This window comes from Bacteroides xylanisolvens XB1A, from assembly GCF_000210075.1.
GTDB lineage: Bacteria > Bacteroidota > Bacteroidia > Bacteroidales > Bacteroidaceae > Bacteroides > Bacteroides xylanisolvens.
In genome coordinates, this window is record NC_021017.1 from 1,466,036 (window position 1) to 1,487,143 (window position 21,108).

At 43.0% G+C, this 21,108-nt stretch carries 20 protein-coding genes; 3 read left to right on the forward strand and 17 right to left on the reverse strand.

Annotated features, from left to right (window positions below; genetic code table 11):
- Positions 1–64: 64 nt before the first annotated feature.
- Positions 65–604: a GNAT family N-acetyltransferase gene (locus BXY_RS06070; RefSeq protein WP_008024780.1), complete on the reverse strand. Its 540-nt coding sequence runs from the start codon at positions 602–604 to the stop codon at positions 65–67.
- 98 nt (positions 605–702) lie between these two features.
- Positions 703–1,980 carry an IgA Peptidase M64 gene (locus BXY_RS06075; protein WP_015531450.1) on the reverse strand — a complete coding sequence of 426 codons (1,278 nt, stop codon included), beginning with the start codon at positions 1,978–1,980 and terminating at the stop codon, positions 703–705.
- A gap of 152 nt (positions 1,981–2,132) precedes the next feature.
- Between BXY_RS06075 and BXY_RS06080 the strand changes: the two genes are divergently transcribed.
- Positions 2,133–2,612, forward strand: a complete 480-nt coding sequence (locus tag BXY_RS06080) for an Lrp/AsnC family transcriptional regulator (RefSeq protein ID WP_004315769.1) — start codon at positions 2,133–2,135, stop codon at positions 2,610–2,612.
- A gap of 46 nt (positions 2,613–2,658) precedes the next feature.
- On the opposite strand, the gene BXY_RS06085 is transcribed toward BXY_RS06080, so the two are convergent.
- From BXY_RS06085 to BXY_RS06110, 6 genes are all read right to left on the reverse strand, one after another.
- Positions 2,659–3,153 (reverse strand): dihydrofolate reductase, encoded by a 495-nt coding sequence (locus BXY_RS06085; RefSeq protein WP_004315768.1) that lies wholly within the window; start codon positions 3,151–3,153, stop codon positions 2,659–2,661.
- 5 nt (positions 3,154–3,158) lie between these two features.
- Positions 3,159–3,953, reverse strand: coding sequence for a thymidylate synthase (locus BXY_RS06090; protein WP_008019458.1), 795 nt, complete (start codon positions 3,951–3,953; stop codon positions 3,159–3,161).
- Between the two features lie 39 nt (positions 3,954–3,992).
- Entirely contained in the window at positions 3,993–5,264 is a 1,272-nt protein-coding gene (cls, locus tag BXY_RS06095) for a cardiolipin synthase (RefSeq protein ID WP_074708361.1), read from the reverse strand.
- 186 nt (positions 5,265–5,450) lie between these two features.
- Positions 5,451–5,780: a DUF5056 domain-containing protein gene (locus BXY_RS06100; RefSeq protein ID WP_008024769.1), complete on the reverse strand. Its 330-nt coding sequence runs from the start codon at positions 5,778–5,780 to the stop codon at positions 5,451–5,453.
- Entirely contained in the window at positions 5,761–6,312 is a 552-nt protein-coding gene (locus BXY_RS06105; RefSeq protein WP_004314132.1) for an RNA polymerase sigma factor, read from the reverse strand. The genes BXY_RS06100 and BXY_RS06105 overlap by 20 nt, the downstream gene beginning before the upstream one ends.
- The gene (locus tag BXY_RS06110; protein WP_015531452.1) at positions 6,309–7,094 is read right to left on the reverse strand and encodes a DUF6249 domain-containing protein; all 786 of its coding nucleotides are present in this window, start codon (positions 7,092–7,094) and stop codon (positions 6,309–6,311) included. Before BXY_RS06110 ends, BXY_RS06105 begins: the two co-directional genes overlap by 4 nt.
- 108 nt (positions 7,095–7,202) lie before the next feature.
- Here BXY_RS06110 and BXY_RS06115 point away from each other — a divergent pair, with 108 nt between their 5' ends.
- Positions 7,203–8,735 carry a methyltransferase RsmF C-terminal domain-like protein gene (locus BXY_RS06115; RefSeq protein ID WP_015531453.1) on the forward strand — a complete coding sequence of 511 codons (1,533 nt, stop codon included), beginning with the start codon at positions 7,203–7,205 and terminating at the stop codon, positions 8,733–8,735.
- Positions 8,736–8,750: 15 nt separating this feature from the next.
- Here the strand turns inward: BXY_RS06115 and BXY_RS06120 are convergent, their stop codons facing one another.
- The 8 genes from BXY_RS06120 to BXY_RS06155 all read right to left on the reverse strand — a co-directional run bounded on the left by BXY_RS06120 (position 8,751) and on the right by BXY_RS06155 (position 18,681).
- Entirely contained in the window at positions 8,751–9,578 is an 828-nt protein-coding gene (locus tag BXY_RS06120; RefSeq protein WP_134993301.1) for a hypothetical protein, read from the reverse strand.
- Between the two features lie 273 nt (positions 9,579–9,851).
- Positions 9,852–11,036 carry a TolC family protein gene (locus BXY_RS06125; RefSeq protein ID WP_015531455.1) on the reverse strand — a complete coding sequence of 395 codons (1,185 nt, stop codon included), beginning with the start codon at positions 11,034–11,036 and terminating at the stop codon, positions 9,852–9,854.
- Between the two features lie 157 nt (positions 11,037–11,193).
- Entirely contained in the window at positions 11,194–14,292 is a 3,099-nt protein-coding gene (locus BXY_RS06130) for an efflux RND transporter permease subunit (protein ID WP_134993302.1), read from the reverse strand.
- 143 nt (positions 14,293–14,435) lie between these two features.
- Complete coding sequence (locus tag BXY_RS06135; RefSeq protein ID WP_015531457.1) at positions 14,436–15,671, reverse strand: efflux RND transporter periplasmic adaptor subunit; 1,236 nt, start codon at positions 15,669–15,671, stop codon at positions 14,436–14,438.
- A gap of 84 nt (positions 15,672–15,755) precedes the next feature.
- Positions 15,756–16,166, reverse strand: a complete 411-nt coding sequence (locus BXY_RS06140; RefSeq protein ID WP_008024755.1) for a DUF6769 family protein — start codon at positions 16,164–16,166, stop codon at positions 15,756–15,758.
- Between the two features lie 17 nt (positions 16,167–16,183).
- Positions 16,184–16,384 carry a hypothetical protein gene (locus tag BXY_RS06145; RefSeq protein ID WP_004314140.1) on the reverse strand — a complete coding sequence of 67 codons (201 nt, stop codon included), beginning with the start codon at positions 16,382–16,384 and terminating at the stop codon, positions 16,184–16,186.
- Positions 16,374–16,955, reverse strand: coding sequence for a zeta toxin family protein (locus tag BXY_RS06150; RefSeq protein WP_004314141.1), 582 nt, complete (start codon positions 16,953–16,955; stop codon positions 16,374–16,376). Before BXY_RS06150 ends, BXY_RS06145 begins: the two co-directional genes overlap by 11 nt.
- Positions 16,956–17,043: 88 nt before the next feature.
- Entirely contained in the window at positions 17,044–18,681 is a 1,638-nt protein-coding gene (locus BXY_RS06155) for an ABC-F family ATP-binding cassette domain-containing protein (RefSeq protein ID WP_015531460.1), read from the reverse strand.
- Between the two features lie 118 nt (positions 18,682–18,799).
- On the opposite strand from BXY_RS06155, the gene BXY_RS06160 reads away from it, so the two are divergent.
- Positions 18,800–19,198 carry a response regulator gene (locus BXY_RS06160; protein WP_004314143.1) on the forward strand — a complete coding sequence of 133 codons (399 nt, stop codon included), beginning with the start codon at positions 18,800–18,802 and terminating at the stop codon, positions 19,196–19,198.
- Between the two features lie 283 nt (positions 19,199–19,481).
- Here the strand turns inward: BXY_RS06160 and BXY_RS06165 are convergent, their stop codons facing one another.
- Positions 19,482–21,098: a SusD/RagB family nutrient-binding outer membrane lipoprotein gene (locus BXY_RS06165; protein WP_015531461.1), complete on the reverse strand. Its 1,617-nt coding sequence runs from the start codon at positions 21,096–21,098 to the stop codon at positions 19,482–19,484.
- Positions 21,099–21,108: the final 10 nt, after the last annotated feature.

Below are 21,108 nucleotides of genomic sequence, written 5' to 3' on the forward strand. Positions count from 1 at the left end.
ACACCCTTCCTTTTTATATATTAATATTACACATTTGTACAACTCTTTCTATCGGGATTCTTTTTTAATTGTCTTTTACTCCATATACTTCTTTATGTATTCTCTTTTTGATTGTTTCAAAATCCTTTTCACAATCCAGTTCTCCGTGTACCATTAAATACATGGGAAGAAAATCATCTCCGGGCTTGTAAGGAGGTTGACAGTAGTCTTTTTCCCATAGTGTAAAGCCCTGGCGTTGATAAAAGCTGATACGTCGTTTGGCCATTTCCTCCACCGGACGTTCTACCTCCAATACGATCGGGCGTTTTAAATAATTGCACAAGTATTCCAGTGTACGTTTTCCATAACCTCCATTTCGCAGGGCAGGATTGGTTGCAAAGTGTTCTACATAGTAGAAACTGTCAAAATCCCAATAGGTAATGAAGCCGACTGGCAAGTCATCATCAAAGATGATGTTATTATGAAAGTTGCCCGTACGGTCAGTGTACTCGCGCAGTTGTTCCAGCTGACGGTACTCTTCCGGTGGAAATGCATCAATCAGGAGTTCTTCCATGAATTTGTAATGTTGCAGGTCCGACGTACTGATTGGTTGAAGTCTAATCATGAGGTTTGGGTTTTAAGTTTGACAATAATATGATTGTATATTGATTTTGTTTTTGGATGAGTATTTACCATTGGTTACTATCGATGATTGCAATTCAATTAAGGAACATAAAACTCAATCATTCGGCGGATGGCACGTTGACAAACCGGACAAAACTCCGGATACCCGTTTGTTTTCATGCGACAGTCGTAGGCAGGACGATAAATACCTTTAGCGGAATAGCCGCCTCCTTCATATACTCCTACCGGATATTTCTTTCTTTCAGCAATAGGAGTAGGGATCGGAGTGCCTGACGGAAGCATATCTTTCCATTTGGAAGCAAAGTTCACCTGTGTTGAAATATTCTGTTCCCACGGTTCAACATCCAGTGGATAAGTATCCGTCATCACATCATCCTCATAAAAATACTCGTCGGCCAATCCACCGAAGCTGTGTCCGAATTCGTGCACTACCACCGGTTTGAACATGGGGTGATGGGCCGTGGTTAGCGTATAAGAATTGTATATTCCTCCTCCGCCATATACATCTGTGTTAGCGAGGATAATGATATGTTCGTAGGGGATGCCTGCCAATGCATTGTGGATAGACTTTACCCGGCTGGTAGTCAGATAGCGATCTGAATAAAAGGTATCGAAATGAGAATGAACCGCCGTTTCTTTCCACAGATTTTCGCGAGGAACACTGACACCACTATCCGTTGAAGGACTGGCTACGGCAACAATATTAAATTTACCTTTCATAGAACGGAACGGCTCGTACGAAAACAAACTTTCGCAGGTACGTTGTGCATCCTGATAGAATATATCCATTTCTTTTTCTGTATATCCCTCTGCCAGGATAGCAACATCTATGCAGTCTTTTTCATTGCCACTTTGCAGCATATACCGGTGTGGAGTAACATGTGATACTCCCCGTTTATGAATCAATATGTCATCCGGACGCACGATATGTTTGTATGTAGCCATTGTTTTCTTTCGTGGAGAATATAAAGTCACTTCTATTTCTACAGGCTGTTTGGGATAGGGAAGAAGAAAGGTATTCTCAAACCCTTTAGCTGTTTCTTTGGCTTCGTCTGTTGACAGCCATTCTTGAAATAAAGAAGAGAAAGAAGTTTTGTAGATACACTGTTTGCTGGCAAGGTCTTTCACAATAATTTGTCCGTTGCCTTCCAAGGGAAGTTCGGAGAGATGATGTTGACGCCCTGCCCAGGTAGGGAGCTGTGAAAGCTCATCCAGATAAATAGCCTGTTGTGTAGCATCCCCGGTAAAGATATAATCCACTCGCAATGTTTTGTTCTGAAAATAATCAGCGAAATTCTGGGCATAACTTCCTATAGAAGTGCAGAAACACAGAATGATACAGCAAATATGTTTCATATAAATGGTATATTTATGTTTTTCGCAAAGGTACGAACTATTGTTGACTTATCCGCTTTCTGCAAATAAAAGTAATAGATTATAGTATTTGTTGTCGAAAAATCGCTAACTTTGCATAAAAGATTCATTGATAAAAACAATTTGATTCAAAAATGGGACATCATCAATTAGATGCATTAGATGAGCAAATTCTGAGACTGATTGCAGGGAATGCGCGTATTCCTTTTTTGGAAGTGGCAAGAGCATGTAATGTTTCCGGTGCTGCGATCCATCAGCGTATTCAGAAGCTTACTAATCTAGGAATATTAAAAGGTTCGGAGTATGTTATCGACCCCGAGAAAATCGGATATGAGACTTGCGCTTATATTGGTATATATCTAAAAGACCCCGAATCCTTTGACTCGGTAACAAAAGCTTTAGAGGCTATCCCCGAAGTGGTGGAATGCCATTTCACTACCGGAAAATATGATATGTTTATCAAAATTTACGCGAAGAATAACCACCACTTATTGAGTATTATTCACGATAAGTTGCAACCATTGGGCTTGGCGCGTACCGAAACATTAATCTCCTTCCATGAAGCCATTAAGCGGCAGATGCCGATTATGGTCGACATAGAAGATGAAGATTAATCATTAGTCAGTATTCGTGGTTGGATCACAGTAAGAAACAATTTTCTTACTTTCTTACGTAATCAACGAAAGCATAAGAGCAGAGATGTTTCTCATCCGCAGGATGGGCTTCTCTGCTTTTTTCCTGCCATACCTTTGAAGATACTTCCGGAAAATAGGCATCAGCTTCGGGGGCCGTACTGTCTATCTCTGTCAGGCAAAGTTCGTCAGCGAAGGAAAGAGCCTGCTGATAAATGCTTGCCCCTCCTATAATATAAATATGTTCATCCTCCCGGCAACTTCTCAAAGCCGTTTCGAGTGAAGGAAACACTTCCGCACCGGAACATACTGTATCCGGATTGGAAGATAAAACGATATTTCTTCGATTGGGCAATGCGCCTTTCGGTAATGACTCGAAAGTTTTGCGTCCCATAAGTATGGTGTTTCCGGTAGTTAATGCTTTGAAACGTTTCAAATCATTCGGTAACCAGAAAAGAAGCTTATTCTCGAAGCCTATAGCCATGCGGCGGTCTACGGCAGCAATGATGGATACTTTACTCATATTTTTTACACGGCTACTGCTCCTGCAATATGCGGATGCGGATCATAGTTTACTAACTCGAAGTCCTCAAATTTAAAATCGAATATGTTTTTTACGTCCGGATTGATTTTCATTTGCGGCAATGGACGAGGCTCCCGTGATAATTGGAGCTTCACTTGTTCCAGATGGTTCAGGTAGATATGAGCATCACCGAAAGTATGAACGAAATCGCCGGCTTTCAAACCTGTCACTTGTGCCATCATTTGCAGTAATAATGCGTATGAAGCAATGTTGAAGGGAACACCGAGAAATATATCGGCACTGCGTTGATATAGTTGCAGGCTCAACCGCCCGTCTGCTACGTAAAACTGAAAGAATGCATGGCAGGGAGGTAAATTCATATTGTTCAAATCTGCTACGTTCCACGCACTAACGATGATACGGCGTGAATCCGGATTGTGTTTGAGTGTCTCCACTACTTCGCTGATCTGGTCGATGAAGCCGCCGTTGTAATCAGGCCATGAACGCCATTGATAACCGTAGACATGACCCAAATCACCGTTCTCGTCCGCCCATTCGTTCCAAATACGTACTCCATGTTCCTGCAGGTATTTCACGTTTGTATCTCCTTGCAGAAACCAAAGCAATTCGTATATGATTGATTTCAGATGCAGTTTTTTGGTTGTCAGACACGGGAAACCGTCATCAAGGTTAAAACGCATCTGATGACCGAAGATACTGATCGTTCCGGTTCCGGTACGATCACTTTTTTCCGTGCCTTCGGTTAGCACGCGATTGAGTAAATCCAGGTATTGTTTCATAATGAATAATTTGCAGTGAAAATGATTCTCCGTACAAAATTACAAAAATGGAGTGAATAAATTAGCAAACCAGCCGACGAACTTCTTCCAGGGAGAACGCTTTTTCCAAAACTCCGGTGTCAGCTGGGTGCAATGCTCGATATCGTTTCGGAACATATTATTTAATTCCCCCGTTATTCTTTTATCAAAAATAAAGGCATTTGTTTCGTAGTCATATCGTAGGCTGCGGCTGTTCAGGTTGGCAGTACCGACTGTGCAGAACAAGTCGTCCACCATCATAATTTTCGAGTGATGGAATCCCCCGTTGTACATGTAGACAGTAGCTCCCCTTTTCATCAGTTTATGTAACTTATAAAGTGCGGCATCCGGAGTAAAAGGGATATCGGAAGCAGAGGAAACCATGATGGTTACATCTACTCCCCGGTCAATTGTCCGGTTCAACGCCTTTTTGATGGAAGAAGTCGGTACAAAATAAGGATTGACGATATGAACATTCTTTTGTGCCGAATAAATGCTCATGGCATAGGCATGGCTCAACATACGGCTATTCTTTTTCGGGGTACGGTCTACAATTGCTACAACGATATTTGTACTGTCTGTCTGTTCCTCATGTTGAGGAAAATAAGCTTCTCCTCCTATATTCTGTTTAGTCTCTTTGTTCCAGATCGTCAGGAAAATCTCCTGCAAATCGTTGACTGCATCCCCTTCGATACGCATGTGCATATCACGCCAGGTTCCGATTTTGGGTAGTCCGTTGATATAATAATCGGCGATATTCATTCCGCCTGTATATGCCACTTTTCCATCGATAACAGCAATTTTGCGATGATCGCGGTGGGCGGCATGATTGATATAAGGGAAGGTGAACGGGTCAAACTTGACGATTTCGATTCCTTGTTCACGTATTTTCTTGAGGTGTTTCTTTTTAAGGGGCTTGTTGTTCGACCAGTTTCCGAAAGCGTCAAACATAGCTCGTACTTCAACACCTTCTTTCACTTTTTCGGCTAATAAAGTGAACAAAGCATTGGCAATGGAGTCATTTCGGAAGTTGAAATATTCCAGATGAACATGATGTTTAGCTTCCCGGATGGCTTCAAATAAATCGATAAACTTCTCCCGTCCGCTTTTTAGCAGTTTGACTTTATTATTATCAGATATAGGGATTCCCGACTCTTCTAGGAAATGCAGTACTAGGGAATCGCTTGTTAGTCCGATTGAGTCTCTGGGCTGCGTCATCAGACTGTCGATGACATCTGCCTGAACATGTAATAAAGGCAGGAATAGAAATAAAATAAATATACGTAGTTTCAAAACTCTTCTCTCTATTTTAGTTTACAGAGCAACAAATATACAACATCTATGTTTGGGCTTACTTGGAGTAAAGGGTAGATTTATTATTGTTTAACACTAAAAGAGAGGGATAAAGAGTTCTTTGACTTATAAATATAAAAATCCGGGAAACTTATGCTTTGGACTTTTAATCTGTATTTATTTTGTTTATGCCATAGAAGCAACCTTTCGTGTAGCCATAAACAATAATACGACAGCCGCGATAATAATTGACTTTGGATCAAGGCCGGTAGTACCATGATTAATCATACTGATAAATACTTCTCTTATTGTTCCCCAAGCTGCTTCTAATCCGCCTAACCATACAAAAAGTACGGCAGCCACAGTCATTACGAAGGCACTCCAGATACGAGCCAGATGGTTGCTACGACCGGGTAAATGGTGCATGACACGGCGACTGAATCCGTTGTCTGCTATTTCCTGCTTGTTTTCTGCGAAGAAATCGCGCAAGAGCTTATCATTGTCTATTTCTGTCATAACCGTTTTGTTTTAAATACGTTGCTAATTTTTCTTTTCCACGTGACAGGTGGCTTTTCACCGTTCCTGACGGTACTCCTACAATACCTGCTATTTTGTCGATACTAATGTCCTCCATATAGAACAACATAATGCAGGTCCTTTCCACTTCCTTAAGCATTTTGAGTGACTGATAAACATCCATTTTCTGTCCTACATTCTCTTGTTCGGTACTGTTGATAGCGTCTATTTCTTTTGTATCCAAGTCGGCTGTCTCTTTCCGGCTGCGAATATAATCATAAAAAACATTATAAGCAATACGGTACAGCCACGTAGAGAAACTTGACAAGTTTCGGAAAGAGGCAATGTTTGTATATGCTTTGATAAATGTATCTTGTGCAAGGTCGTCACTCAATTCGCTGTCGCCGCAAGTCAGGTTCAGGAAGAATCGCCGGATGGGCGACTGGTACTTCTCCACCAACTGGTCGAAGGCCCTGGTGTTCTTGAACACCACGACCTGCGCGACTAACGATATATCATTGAGTTGGCTCATTTATTCTCGTCGTTCTTTTCTTCGTTTACTCCATTATCTTTCTCTCCGGATTCGGAAGGGATAATTTCGAAGCTATCGTTTTTGACGTTATCCTGATTCTTTTTTTCATCTTTATGGGTAGTATACGTCCGGGGAGCATCTGTACCTTGAGCCTGTTGTTTACTACCGATGATCCATTGTCCGATACCCATAAATGTAACGAGTAAACCGATCGCTCCAATTCCGAATTCACCGGTGATTGCCCAAAGGAAGATGAAAAGACCGATACCTGTAAAGGTGTTCTTGATGCCTTGTGAACGTGGGTCAACCGTTTTATTTTCACGAATAAATTCTGCTGGCAATGGCTGACCTGCAGCGAGTGCCTGTTCGGCAAGACGATAGCGTGCTTTCCGATTTTTATAACGGAAGAAGAAGATTACAAACAGAATGAATACCGGAAATCCGAAAACGGCAATGATCGATATGATTGCTACGAGAATTCCTCCGTTGATACCAAAGCCGTGGAATGGGAAATCGTCGTCATCCGATTCGAATGTAAAACTGGCCTTACCATGACCAGTACTGACATTACTTGAGTTTGCATCTACTTCTGTGGAATCAGTGTCCGCTGTATCTACACCGATGACTGTGACAGCAGTATTGTTTGTTTTTGCTTTATTGTCTTTGGTCACAGTTACCTTTACTTTTCCGACGGAATCGCGGACAACAGTAGTTTGGTTTTGGGCAATAGCCAGTGTGCAAGTGGTCAGTACAACCATCAATGCTAATAGAAAATTTTTCATATCAATAGTTTTTTTATTTATTTCTTTGTTTGTTAGACGTAGTTAATATCATAGAAAGTTGCAAAGAGACGAAATATTTTTGATATTTGCGGAAATTAATAACGAAAAATGGAATTACCCGCTTCTTTCATAGATTATACCCGTGCCCTGTTGGGCGATGAAGAATACGACAAATTAGCTGTTGCTATCCAACAAGAACCACCTGTCAGCATCCGGTTGAATGATGGGAAATTAAAAATTGAAAATGGAAAATGCAGAATTGTACCGCAAGCAGGCTGTATTACTGATTTTCAACTTTCAGCTTTCAATTTTGAATTTAATCAAGTCCCTTGGTCTTCCGAAGGATTTTACTTGGATGAGCGTCTCACTTTCACGTTTGATCCATTGTTTCATGCAGGTTGTTATTATGTTCAGGAGGCTTCTTCTATGTTTGTGGAGCAGGTGCTCCGGCAGTATGTCACCGGACCGGTAAAGATGCTGGATCTTTGTGCAGCTCCCGGTGGAAAGTCTACTCATGCCCGTAGTGTGCTTCCTGAAGGGAGTTTACTGGTGGCTAATGAAGTCATCCGGAATCGTTCGCAGATTCTTGCGGAGAATTTAACGAAGTGGGGACATCCGGATGTGGTAGTAACCAATAATGATCCGGCAGATTTTGCGGCTTTGCCGTCTTTCTTTGACGTGATTCTTACAGATGTCCCTTGCTCCGGTGAAGGTATGTTCCGTAAAGACCCTGTTGCTGTAGAAGAGTGGAGTTCCGAGAATGTAGAAATCTGTTGGCAGCGGCAGCGGCGGATTATTGGAGATATTTGGGACACGTTGAAGCCTGGGGGAGTTCTTATATATAGTACGTGTACATTTAATACAAAAGAGGACGAAGAGAATGCACGTTGGATTCAACAAGAGTATGGAGCCGAACCGTTAACTGTGCAAGTACAGGAAAACTGGAATATAACAGGAGATCTTTTACCGGATAATTGTGATGGTTCTAAATCTTCTATTCCTGTCTATCATTTTTTCCCTCATAAGACGAAAGGCGAAGGCTTTTTCCTGGTAGCTTTTCGGAAGCCGGAGACAGGAGACGAGATTCCGGTATCTTCTTTCGCCAAGGAGAAGACTTCTAAAAAGAAAGATAAGAAAGGAGGAGCAGCATCTTCTCCTGTTTCGAAAGAACAGCTGAATATTGCAAAAAGTTGGCTGAATGATGAAAATTCGGACAAGTATATATTGTCGGCAGAAGGAACAAGTATCCAGGCTTTTTCAAAGCATTATGCTGATGAATTAATGGCAATGAAACAATGCCTGAAAATCGTATCGGCAGGAGTGGAGATAGGAGAAGTGAAAGGAAAGGATTTGATACCTGACCATGCATTGGCGATGTGTAGTTCACTTTTATGCCGGGAAGCTTTCGCTACGGAAGAAATAAGTTATAAACAGGCTATCACTTATTTACGAAAAGAGGCCATTACCTTGCCGGTAACAGCCCCTCGTGGATATGTTTTGCTTACGTACCGGCATATTCCTCTCGGATTTGTGAAGAATATCGGCAATCGTGCCAATAATCTTTATCCGCAAGAATGGCGTATCCGTAGCGGATACTTGCCGGAAAATATACGCATATTATCGGAAAGTACAGTTGATTAAAGAAGACCCTGCTGATTAAGGCAGTATTCCGGCAGGTATTTCCTGTTCGGAAAGGGTAAAACTAATTTGTTTGCCTGTGCCTGGTTCACCTCCAGCGATTTCTTCCAGCGTGTAGGAAGGAAGTGGTGCAGGTGATGTCCGCGTTTCTCCGATGGGTGGAGTATTCCAATTCAGATTCAAGCTTTTATCCAAGCGGTGAAATACGTATGCGTTTCCCCACAAGATGAATTTATGATTGGAAATAGGTGTTGCCGCATCTTCCGAAAAGGTGAGAGTCAGTATAGCTTTCTCATTATTTCCTTCTTCTTTTTCCAGTTTGTAACTTCCTCGAGTTATTAAGGTTAGTCCGGATGAAAAAGCTGTTTGTTCTCCCTGTTTGAAAAAATAAGCATCCCGTGCGTGATTGTTAATTAGAAAAATGTCGGAAATGCCGGGCAGAAGATTTGCGTCTCCGTTGGGTAAATTAGACAAGTAGCTGCGGAGCAACTTTATATCCTCGTAATTGTCGACAACCTTGATTGGCAGGGTGCAGGTTTCTTGTGTGGCGTTGTCCGTTACTGTCAGATAAGTTTGCCCGGTGAGAATACCGGTAACATAAATCATACGTCCGGCAGGTACTCCGGTCCAGCCGGTTTCGGTTCCTGCGCTTGCGATGCGTGTGTCTTTAACTTCAAGTGAGTAATCACCATTTCCGCTTTCCAGTCCAAGGTAACGTCTGCCACCCATGGGCACTTCATATTCACTGTTGTAAAAACGAAGTGGATTTTCTTCATCCTCTTTACATCCACTGAATAGTGTAAGGATGCAACATAACATGAATAGATAGAATTGTTTAGGTCTCATAATCTGTATTTTATGTTCGTTGCAAATGTAACATATTATTTTGAAATATTTAGTTGGAACTTGAAGAAAATGAGAGGGAGAGGGGAGATATATTCAGGCACGGGTTACACGGATTTCACGGCTTTTAGAAATATGATTGTCATAAAGTAACAGCGTAATCCGTGAAATCTGTGTAATCCGTGCCTGAAATTATTATATAAACATACTTACATCACTTAAAATAGAAATTAGTATGTTCAGCGTAATCCATGTCTAAAGGATTTTATGTACTATTTATAGTTTACTCTTGTAAATCCGTGCCATTGCTTTCTGGTACTGATTTTCCAGTTGCAGATAATTTTGATGGCTTTGATAGATGACAGAAACTTCAACGAAATATTCAATCATACTAATCTGTCCACCTGTCAGAGCCTGTTTCAGCAGTGACAGATCTTGTTGCGACTGGAAAGTCTTGCTGTATTCTTCCATCGAAGCATGCAGTGTTTTCGCTTCCCGGTAAAGCTGTGCCAATTCGGACTCCACTTGCAGGGTAGCATTATCCTTTTGCAAGTCAATGTTAAGAGCCTGTGCTTTAGCGATTTTTACCTTATTCCGGTTTTCGAAAAGTGGGAAAGAGAAACCTACCACTACACCGTTGAAAGGTACGCCTGTTTCTGTGTTCCGGCGGTAGCCGAGTTCCAGTTTGGGTAGCCATTGTGATTTATTGACAGCAATCTGTTTACGGGCAACAAGACTTTCGTTGCCGAGTGCCATAAGAGTACGGTCCGTTGCCATGACTTCCGACTTCAATATTTGATAATCAGTAGGGAAAGGTATAGCCGGATATTGGTTTTCCTCGAAAACTACCGGAATATTACCATTCAGCGTATTCAGTTCCTGCTGTTTGTTGCGGAGTGCTGTTTCGTTCAGAGACGCTTCTGTTCTGACATTCAACAGTTCCAGATTGATTTTGTTGGTTTCGAGAGCATTTGCATCTCCCGTTTGAAGACGCTTGGCATACATCTTTGCAAGTTCTTCCGCATTGCGGAGGCGTTCTTCCAGAATATGCTTTTGCTGACGAAGCATGATAATATCCAGGCAAAGTTCTTTCGCCTGTAACAGCTTCTCTTGACGGAAAACATCCGACTGACTGTCAAAAGCTCCGGCTTTCAGACGATTCAACTTGTTGCGTGTAGCATATAAACTAGGGAAATCAAAGCTTTGTGAAACAACCAGTTCGCCGATTGTTTCGCTTTTATCTTTCGCTCCCCATAGATGTGCGTAAGAAAGAGTAGGATCAGGCAGGTTATTATCCGTTTTAGCTTCCAGCTTCTGCGAAGTAATCAGTTGCTCGTTTGCCTGCAACTCCTTATTGTTCGTTTCGATATTCTTCAATACCTGTTCAATTCCGTTTTGGGCTTGCACTTCGCCTATGGTTAAGAAAAGAAGTGCAGCGCTTATGGTCATGATTTGTTTCATTTCTAATTTCTTTATTTATTACAAGCTATTGTTGATAGATACTTTATGATAAGACATCTATTTGTTTGGCACCGAGGAACGACCCGTTTCTCACCGAGAAACACTTGGTTCCTCACCGGGGAACGATGGTTTCCTCACCGAGGAAAAACATCACCCGCTACAGGCTTTCCTGGGCCTTTTTCCGATGCATCATCAGATAAACAATCGGAACGATAAAACCGTTCAAAAAAGTAGACGTTAATAACCCTCCTAAAATCACTTTTGCCATCGGACTTTGAATTTCGTTACCGGGCAAGTCGCCGCCGAGTGCCAATGGAATCAGTGCCAGTGCAGAAGACAATGCCGTCATCAAAATCGGATTCAGCCGGTCGAGAGAACCTCGGATTACACTATCGTACACATTCAAACCTTCTTCCTTTTGCAAATGATTGTAGTGGCTGATGAGCAACATACCGTTACGCGTTGCAATACCGAACAAGGAAATGAAACCGATGATAGCCGGAATACTGACTTCTCCTGTTGTAATCACCAAAGCAAATACACCACCGATCAGTGCCAGCGGAAGATTCAGCAAGATGACGCCCGACTCTTTCACGCTGCGGAACTCATTATACAATAATAAGAAGATTACTACGATGCTGATAAATGAAGTCAGCGCCAGTGTCCGGCTGGCAGCCTGCTCACTTTCAAACTGTCCGCCATACTCGATGTGATAACCTTCGGGTAGTTGCACCGATGTGTCGATGCGCTTCTGAATATCATTGACAACACTACGCAAATCGCGGTCGGCCACATTGGCAGAAATCACAATTTTACGTTTTACATTCTCGCGGTTGATCGTATTTGGTCCCATGGCCGATACCACTTCTGCTACATAGCTCAAAGGAACTTTGCGACCGTCATTCGTGTCTACCATCAAGTTGTGGATTTTTTCTATTTCATCCCGGGCATCATCCTTCACTTTCACGATCAGATCGAAACTCTTGCCTTGCTCATAAACCTGCGAGATCACTTTTCCAGCCAAAGCTACGTTCACATATTCCGAGAACTCCGGCAGAGTAATACCGAATTTAGCCAGCATTTCCCGTTTAGGCTGTATTTTCAGCTGCGGACGCTCAATCTGTTGCTCCACGTTCAGGTCGGCGACACCGGGAATATCACTGATAGCTCCTTTAATTTGATTACCGAGTGAGAACATTTTATTCAGATCGTCTCCGAACAGCTTGATAGCGATATTCGCTTTCGTACCCGATAACATAGCATCGATACGGTGGCTGATTGGTTGTCCGATTTCTATATTTGCCCCGGTGATAGTACCCAACTTTTCACGTACATCAGCTACCAGTTCACTGCGCGAACGATCTTTCAGTTCAAACGGAGCTTCTATTTCAGAAACGTTTACCCCTAATGCATGTTCGTCCAGTTCGGCACGTCCCGTTTTCCGGGCTACGGTTTGTATTTCGGGAATCGTCATCAATAACTTTTCTGCCCGATGTCCCATTTTATTGCTTTCTTCCAGTGAAATACCCGGTAGAGAACTGATATTGATGGTGAACGATCCTTCATTAAAGGAAGGAAGGAAACTGCGTCCGAGGGTAAAGAACACTCCGAGCGCAACTACAAAGAGTGCGATTGTACTTCCAAGTGTCACTCGTTTGTGTGCCAGCACCCAAGTCAGTGCCTTTTCATAAATCCCTTTCATCCAACGGGCAAGGGGAGCTTCTTTCAGTTCCTTGTTTGTCTTATTGCTTCCTAATAGATAAGAACAGAGCACCGGAGTCAGCGTCAGAGCAACTACTGTCGACGCGAACAATGCTACGATAAAGGCAACGCCCAGCGGAACCAACATTCTGCCTTCCATTCCGCTAAGGAAGAACAACGGTACAAAGCTGACAACGATAATCAGCGTAGAATTAAGTATAGGCATCCGCACCTCTTTCGAAGCATTGAATACCACCTCGAGTGTACTTAACCTTTCCGCTTCTGCTTTCTGACGGTTCTCCCGCAGTCGTTTATATACGTTTTCCACATCGACGATGGCGTCGTCTACCAATGAGCCGATGGCTATCGCCATACCTCCTAGACTCATGGTGTTGATTGTCAGTCCCATGTAATGCAGCGTCAGAATCGAAACAAGCAGGGAAAGAGGCAGCGTTACCAATGAAATTAATGTAGTGCGCACATTTGCCAGGAACAGGAAGAGTACGATTACTACAAAAATACCTCCTTCAAAGAGTGATTTCTTCACATTGCCGATGGAACTTTCGATAAAGCGGCTTTGACGGAATATGTCCGTTGAAACTTTTACGTCTGGTGGCAGGTTCTTTTGCAGGTCTTTCAAAGATGCTTCCAGTTTATCCGTCAGTTCCAGCGTACTGGTAGCCGGCTGTTTGGTAATAGTCATCAGTACGGCAGATTTTCCACGCTCTGAAGCAGTTCCCAGTTTCGGGGCTTTCGGTCCGATGGTTACGTCCGCAATATCTTCCAGCGTGACAGGGAAGTTGTTCACTGTCTTTACTACCGCTTTGCCAAGTTGCTCTGTTTTAGAAGTTGAAAGTACACCGCGTACAATATATTCATTTCCAAATTCGTAGAGCACACCTCCATTTGCGTTCAGGTTCATATCCTGTGTCACAGCCATCACTTCTCCCATCGAAATGCCGTAATGACGCATCCGTTCGGGATCCAGCTGAATCTGATATTCTTTGATATCTCCTCCGAGTACGGCAACCTGTGCCACTCCTCCGGTAGACAATAGACGGGGACGGATAGTCCAGTCCGCAATCGTACGAAGATCGAGCATCGAAGTGGAGTCGGCAGTCAGACCGACGATGAGCATTTCGCCCAAGATGGAAGATTGTGGGCCGAGTGTCGGTTTACCAACGTTGACCGGCAGTGATTCGCTGACCACTGCTAACTTCTCGCTAACAATCTGGCGAGCGAGATAAATATCGGTTCCCCAATCAAATTCTACCCAGACAACGGAAAATCCGTTGGTAGAAGAAGAGCGGACACGGCGTACACCCGTAGCTCCGTTTACGGCAGTTTCAACAGGAAAAGTGACGAGCTGTTCAACTTCTTCTGCAGCCATACCGTTGGCCTCGGTCATGATGACTACCGTAGGTGCGTTCAGGTCGGGGAATACGTCTACTTCCGTATGCATGGCGGTATACGTTCCCGCAATTAGCAGGAGGATGGCCGCGCAGACTACAACCAACCGGTTGTGTAGGGAGTAATGTATAATTTTATTAAGCATTTCTTTAAGAATTAAGAATTAAGAATTAAGAATGAAGAATTAGAAATGAAGAATTAAGAATGACTATGCAGCACGTGCAATAAACATATACCAATTATTGCGCAGCCAAATTCTTCATTCTTCATTTCTAATTCTTCATTTAATCAATGTTCGTGACTATGTGCCGGGATGGCATTGCTAGCGCTTGCCAGTCTAACCTGATAAGCACCTTCGGTCACTACACGGTCACCAGCCTTCACTCCGGTCAGGATCTGAACACTTTTACCGTTGTCGGCTCCTATCGTTACTTCCTGTTTTTTATAACCCTCTTCGTCCAGTTGCAGGTAGATAAAGAAGATACCTTGTTCTTCTGTCAGTGCCGTGCGTGGAAGAGACAGTACGTTTTCCATCGTTGAAGAAAGCAAGAACACCTCTACGAATGATCCGGGAATCACTTCCCCTTTATTGTCGAACTCAAAAGTGACAGGCACATAAAAAGAGTTGTCTCCGGCAGCTTTTCCAAAAGAGAGAAGTTTGCCGTTCAATGTTTTCAGCTCGTACACCTGATTATTATAAGGAGTCTGGAAATTGGCGGAACTGATTGTACGGAGGTATGGATAATACTTTTCCGACACTTCGGCACGGAGGAAAAGACGACGATTCTGCGTCACGCTCACCAGCGGTTGTCCGATGGTCACGTAGTCGCCTTCTTTCACAAGAATGCTTTTCACATATCCTGCAATAGGAGCTGTAATACTTTGGCCGATAGCCGAATGATTCTTGGAAAGGGCTTCGTAACTAAGGCGGGCATTTTCATAACTTTGCTCTGCCTGTGCAAAATCCTTGTCAGATACAATCTTGTTTTTAACAAGCTCTTTCATACGTTCGTACTCCTTCTTAGATACCTCGTAGGCAATGCGGGCACGTTGTACCGGATCACCGTCGGTGATATTCTTTGAAGAAATCGTGACTAGCGGCGTGCCGCTGCCGACGCTCATTCCTTCCGTTACTTTTCCACGGAAAGATACAACGCCGGCCACTGTAGCTACGGCAACCGATTCATCACCTTGGGCAGCCAGTACCTGTCCGCTGGTTTTAATCACTTGCTGGAAAGGTGCAGGTTCGATAACGCTCACCTTGACACCGGCTGCTTCAGCTTTTGCCTTCGGAAGGATGATTTCATCACTGTGCACTTCGGCAGACTCGTTATGTCCATCGGTCGCTTCATGGTTGTGTTCTCCGCTACATTCGCCTTCATGAGAATGATCGGAACCCTCTGCCTCGTGATTATGTCCTTCTGTGGCATGATCGTGTTCATTGTGTGTGTGTGTGACGGTACTATTATTACAGGAACCCAGCACGAATAAGCCTAGGATTCCTACGAAAATAAGTTTTTTCATAATGATATTTTCCTACTAAATTTTACTGTTTTTTACGCTACAAAGATAAGGTAACGCAAATGCAACTGATTTGCATTTACGCTTTTACGCAAAAACAGAGTAGGGAGGGGCACGAAGAGGAGTGGCACGGTGTATATCCGTGCCATGCAGAGAGTCTCGGTAGACGTAATAGTTCTTAATCCGTCTCTCTTGTGGCCGTAATAGATGTTCGATGATTACATCCGTGAACAGGGTAGCGATGAATACATAATCCGGTCCGCTATCCGTATGTACGGATGGAGTGGGAGAGTAGAAACGAGTCATACATTCGCTGCTGCAACATGAATCGTTTCCCGGGTGATGATGATGCGTGGGACATTGCTGTTCTACAGGCAAGTCCTGCTTCATGCAAATCATTCCGTTGGGGTGATGGTGATGGGGAATAACGGCTGCCACCAACATTATGATGTTGATTAAAAACAGCAGAGTTACTATTATTCGTTTCTTCCCTTTCATCCTTTCTTTTAGAGAATTTATTTTTTTATTGATTCCTTTTCTTTTTCTTGCAAACGTTCCAGCAATTCTGTTGCTGATACATAAATTACTTTTCCATCTGGTGTTCCCTGACTAAGGAGTTTACCATTGCGAGCATTTTTTTCCAGCAATCGCTTTTCTGCCAGCTGAAGACCGCGTCGTAATTTATCGCTCAATTCTTGCATTTCATTATTTGACATAATTCTTGATGCATTTAAAAAGTTCAAGTTCATATATTCGATCCTCGCCATGTTGGTAACCTTCGGCTACAATTACTCGAGGAGAAATACTGTTATCGGCTAACAGCCAATAGTCTACACGCGGCATATAAATCTGAAACAGATTGTTAATGCCTGCCTGATATCGGCGGTAGATAACGTCCATCGGTACATTATGTCCCCCTTCATTGACCCGTTGTAACACACGGTTGACGGCAAGTTCCGGAGAATTCAGCCAGAAATAAATCAAGCTGACTTTATATCCGGCATTTTGTGCTCTTTGAATGAGCCGGGTGTATGAACGGGTTGCCAATGTTGTTTCAATAGAGAAACTTACTTTAGCAGCTAATAGTTCATTAATACGTTTCAACATCAGACGGCCGGCTTCTATAGCCATACTTTCCGGATTGAACGGTGATAAACCTTTGGCGATTTCATCCGCATTAACGAACTCTTTGCATAATAAAATTTCAGGCAGTACAGTGTAGGAAGCTGTTGTTTTACCAGCTCCGTTACATCCGCTTATAATGTATAACTGCCTTGTTTCATCCATTTTTTTCTAACTGCCTGTTATAAATGATGTTGCAAATATACAAATACTTTTATTCCGCCTGCAGCCGATACCCTCTTTTTATTATTTATTATTTCTTTTCCAGTTCTTGCAACGAATCCATTTTTTTCTTTTCGAGGAACTCGTAAATACCACAAAGATGTTCCGTCACCTTTTGATTACCGAACTCATACACCTTGCTCACCAGTCCGTCGAGGAAATCACGGTCGTGTGAAACAACAATCAGTGTGCCGTCAAAATCCAGCAATGCCTGTTTCAGGATATCTTTCGTTTTCATGTCCAGATGATTCGTCGGCTCATCCAGGATCAGGAGGTTGACAGGTTCCAACAGCAATTTAATCATGGCAAGGCGGGTACGCTCCCCACCCGAAAGTACTTTCACCTTCTTCATTGATTCCTCGGGACCACCAAACATGAAGGCACCCAGTAAATCACGAATCTTGTTCCGGATATCCCCCTTGGCTACATCATCAATCGTTTGGAAAACTGTCAGGTTTTCATCCATCAACGAAGCCTGATTTTGAGCGAAATATCCGATTTGTACATTATGTCCTAGAGTCAGTGTACCGTCATGTTCGATTTCCTTCATGATACATTTCACGAGTGTAGATTTACCTTCACCGTTTTTACCGACAAAAGCTACTTTATCACCACGCTCAATCGTCAGGTTAGCGTTGCGGAACACCACTTTCTCTCCGTATGCCTTTCCAACACCTTCCATGATAACTGGATAACTGCCCGAACGGGGTGAAGGCGGGAATTTCAGTCGCAATGCAGAAGTATCCTCCTCATCGACTTCGAGCAATTCCAGCTTTTCCAGCATTTTGACGCGGCTCTGTACCTGCAACGTCTTTGAATATGTTCCTTTGAATCGTTCGATGAACTCCTTCGTTTCAGCAATAAACTTCTGCTGCTCGTCGTATGCCTTCTGCTGCTGTTCGCGGCGATCCTTACGCAGTTGCAGATATTGGGAATAGTTCACTTTATAATCATAAATACGTCCCATCGTCACTTCGATGGTGCGTGTTGTAATATTATCCACGAATTTGCGGTCGTGGCTGATTACGATAACTGCTTTCCCGTTATTAATAAGGAAATCTTCCAACCATTGAATAGATTCAATATCCAGATGATTCGTCGGCTCATCGAGCAAGAGTACGTCCGGTTTCTGCAACAGCAACTTAGCGAGCTCGATGCGCATCCGCCATCCACCGCTGAAATCACTCGTCTGGCGTTGAAAATCGCTCCGGGTGAACCCTAATCCGAGCAATGCCTTTTCCACATCCTCTTCATAATTAGTTGCGTCAATCGAATAAAACTTCTCGCTCAAGGCAGACACTTCTTCAATCAGCGCCATGTAACTGTCGCTCTCGTAGTCCGTCCGTGTCTCGAGCTCTTTGTTCAGTTTTTCAATCTGCGCTTCCATTTCATGCAGATGTGAAAAAGCCTGTGCCGTTTCGTCAAACACTGTTCTTCCGTCTTCCGTCATCAGATGTTGAGGCAGATAGGCTACTACGCAATCTTTGGGCGCGGAAACTTTTCCACGTGTCGGTTGTCGTGCGCCTGCCAAAATTTTCAGCAGCGTACTTTTTCCCGCCCCATTTTTACCCATCAGTGCGATGCGGTCTTTTTCATTAATTACGAAAGAAATATCACTAAATAAAGTAGTGCCGCCAAACTCTACGGCTAGTCCGTCAACAGAAATCATACTATTCTTTTAAATTGAGGCGCAAAGATAGCGAAATATATGAATCTTTTTTATAACTTGCGGGCTGAAAAGGGAGATTAATCTCAAAAAACAGATAAAAAAACAATATATAAGCGATATGGAAAGCGAACAAATGAATGAATTCAGACCCTTAATTTTAGTAGCTGAAGACGATGACAGCAACTTTAAATTAATCAAGGCTATCATAGGCAAAAAGTGTGATATCGAGTGGGCTAAAAATGGGCAGGAAATGGTGGAGTTGTTTCAACAGCATCAGGAAAGAACCAAAGCAATGCTGATGGATATCAAGATGCCGGTGATGAACGGGTTGGAGGCAACGAAGATAATTCGTGAGTCTAATACCGAAATTCCTATTATCATGCAGACAGCTTATGCTTTCAGCTCGGATAAGGAAAACGCAATGAACGCAGGAGCAACTGAAGTGTTGGTGAAACCTATTACTTTGAGTATTCTCCGCACTACTTTAAGCAAATATCTACCCGATTTGCAGTGGTGAAATTGATTCGTACGAGATTTTTTTTAATTTATTTAAAAGGTGCTTAAACGTTAAATACGGAATAAAGTAGGAAAAGAGTATGGTCGGGTAGAAAAATGGTATGTAAAAGATGCCGTTGAATATTCCTTTTTCTCTATTATTATTTGAGCATTCATCTGATGAAATTGGATAAAATAAAATAGGCGAACCTCACGGTTGGCCTATTTTTGTTCGCCTCTGTTAATTTGTTAGAGTACAGAAACGACTCTATGTAAAGTCTCTCCTTTGAGAGATTTTAAGTTCATTATTTGTTTCCGCCGGCCCACCAGACAGCTTCGCTATATACATACTGGCCATCACCGAAAGCAGCTTTCACTTCAGGATTTGCCAATACGTCGTCTGCTCCATAACCGAAGCGCAATGGGAACTTATTGTTGTTCAGCGGGTTCTTCAGTACAATGAAGTTTTCTCCTGCACCTTTCAAACGACGGTAGTCGTTATAGGCTTCCAGTGATTCGCCGGATGCACCGAAGAAGGCGAGATACTTCTGTATCATTGTCTCTTGCAGAGGGTTGGCATCGAATAACGGTTCTACTTCATCCGTGAAATAGGTTTCTGCTACATCTGCACCCAAATCACTGTCGCCATCAGCTACCCAAGTGTCAGCGGCATCTATAATTGAGTTTTCCAGATTCTCGAATCCGGCAGTGATTGCAGCTTTTAAAGCACTCTTAGCTTCATCCAGTCTGCCTCCCAAGCGGCATAATGCTTCTGCTTCGAGGAATTTCACTTCATGATAACTGATTAAAAGAGTCGGAGCCGACATTGCCCATGATATCATTGACATACCATAATTGTTCTGCAACTCTTGCGGGGTTCCGTTAGGAGCTGCTTTGATACTTGCGATGTCTGTAGCTTGCGTACCACTTGCATAACCAGCAGGGAAGTCTCCGCTGGGGTCGGGTTCCAGAAACGCTTGCGGTGCTCTAGGGTCATTGCGTTCAACAAATTTTTCAATCAGGCTTGCACTAGCTGCCAAACTGTTACGGCTGTAGCTAAATGCCCAAAGCGGATTTAGTTGTGAGTCAGCATCATAAATAGCCAGTTTACATTCTTCACTTGCATTAGCAAATGATTTGCTCACATAAGTGAGAATATTCTGAAGGTCTGTTGTCTTGTTGGCACTTTTATTGAGCAAACGCATTGTATAACGTGCTTTTAACGCATAAGCTGTCTTGAGCCACATACTTGCTTGTGTACTGGTGTTTGAACCATAGATCAAGTCTTTAGAACCGACTGCACCGGACAAGCCTGTATCTTTGGCAGTACCGTTATTCAGTAGAGTGATAGCATCATCCAGATTCTGCATCACTTCCTGGTAAATGCTTTCCTGCGTATCTATTTTAGGCTGCATATACATTGGTGTGCCGTCCGGGTTAAGGATACCAGTCTGGCTGTACGGTGTATTCCCGAACACATCGGCTGCCACAGCTCCGTTGTAGGCGAGCAAGATTTTAGCAATTGCTTCCGTCACTACATTTCCTTTTTCTGAGGGATCTTCTTCGCACTTCTTGATAACGATTTTAGCGTTCTTGATATTTGCGTAGACGTTGATCCATGCGTTATTGTAAGTAGTAGCCGTTGTAGGCTCTCCGCTACGTACTTCCGCACGGTAAAGCTGGTTTGATATACCCGTTTCATGTTCTATGTAAACAGAGGAATAGAGTGAAAAATCCCCTCCCACAGTGCTGAATCCAGTGTTTACACCTAAGTCTGTAATCAAAAACTTAGCGGGCGCATCCAGCGGATTGTTAGGGTTTTCATTGATTTTATCCATTGCATCTTCCGTACAAGCAGAAGCAATGGCAGCAGTCAAGAAAGAAACTGCCAGCAATTTTCCTATTGATTTATATTTTTTCATTGTCTTGCAG

Bases quoted from the DNA above. Each gene is read 5' to 3' on its own strand.
- BXY_RS06085 (WP_004315768.1), bottom strand. From the start codon at position 3,153: ATGAGTAAAGTATCCATCATTGCTGCCGTAGACCGCCGCATGGCTATA.
- BXY_RS06105 (WP_004314132.1), bottom strand. From the start codon at position 6,312: ATGAGCCAACTCAATGATATATCGTTAGTCGCGCAGGTCGTGGTGTTC.
- BXY_RS06080 (WP_004315769.1), top strand. From the start codon at position 2,133: ATGGGACATCATCAATTAGATGCATTAGATGAGCAAATTCTGAGACTG.
- BXY_RS06160 (WP_004314143.1), top strand. From the start codon at position 18,800: ATGGAAAGCGAACAAATGAATGAATTCAGACCCTTAATTTTAGTAGCT.
- BXY_RS06100 (WP_008024769.1), bottom strand. From the start codon at position 5,780: ATGACAGAAATAGACAATGATAAGCTCTTGCGCGATTTCTTCGCAGAA.
- BXY_RS06120 (WP_134993301.1), bottom strand. From the start codon at position 9,578: ATGAGACCTAAACAATTCTATCTATTCATGTTATGTTGCATCCTTACA.
- BXY_RS06135 (WP_015531457.1), bottom strand. From the start codon at position 15,671: ATGAAAAAACTTATTTTCGTAGGAATCCTAGGCTTATTCGTGCTGGGT.
- BXY_RS06130 (WP_134993302.1), bottom strand. From the start codon at position 14,292: ATGCTTAATAAAATTATACATTACTCCCTACACAACCGGTTGGTTGTA.
- BXY_RS06075 (WP_015531450.1), bottom strand. From the start codon at position 1,980: ATGAAACATATTTGCTGTATCATTCTGTGTTTCTGCACTTCTATAGGA.
- BXY_RS06155 (WP_015531460.1), bottom strand. From the start codon at position 18,681: ATGATTTCTGTTGACGGACTAGCCGTAGAGTTTGGCGGCACTACTTTA.
- BXY_RS06125 (WP_015531455.1), bottom strand. From the start codon at position 11,036: ATGAAACAAATCATGACCATAAGCGCTGCACTTCTTTTCTTAACCATA.
- BXY_RS06070 (WP_008024780.1), bottom strand. From the start codon at position 604: ATGATTAGACTTCAACCAATCAGTACGTCGGACCTGCAACATTACAAA.
- BXY_RS06165 (WP_015531461.1), bottom strand. From the start codon at position 21,098: ATGAAAAAATATAAATCAATAGGAAAATTGCTGGCAGTTTCTTTCTTG.
- BXY_RS06140 (WP_008024755.1), bottom strand. From the start codon at position 16,166: ATGAAAGGGAAGAAACGAATAATAGTAACTCTGCTGTTTTTAATCAAC.
- BXY_RS06115 (WP_015531453.1), top strand. From the start codon at position 7,203: ATGGAATTACCCGCTTCTTTCATAGATTATACCCGTGCCCTGTTGGGC.
- BXY_RS06090 (WP_008019458.1), bottom strand. From the start codon at position 3,953: ATGAAACAATACCTGGATTTACTCAATCGCGTGCTAACCGAAGGCACG.
- BXY_RS06145 (WP_004314140.1), bottom strand. From the start codon at position 16,384: ATGTCAAATAATGAAATGCAAGAATTGAGCGATAAATTACGACGCGGT.
- BXY_RS06110 (WP_015531452.1), bottom strand. From the start codon at position 7,094: ATGAAAAATTTTCTATTAGCATTGATGGTTGTACTGACCACTTGCACA.
- BXY_RS06150 (WP_004314141.1), bottom strand. From the start codon at position 16,955: ATGGATGAAACAAGGCAGTTATACATTATAAGCGGATGTAACGGAGCT.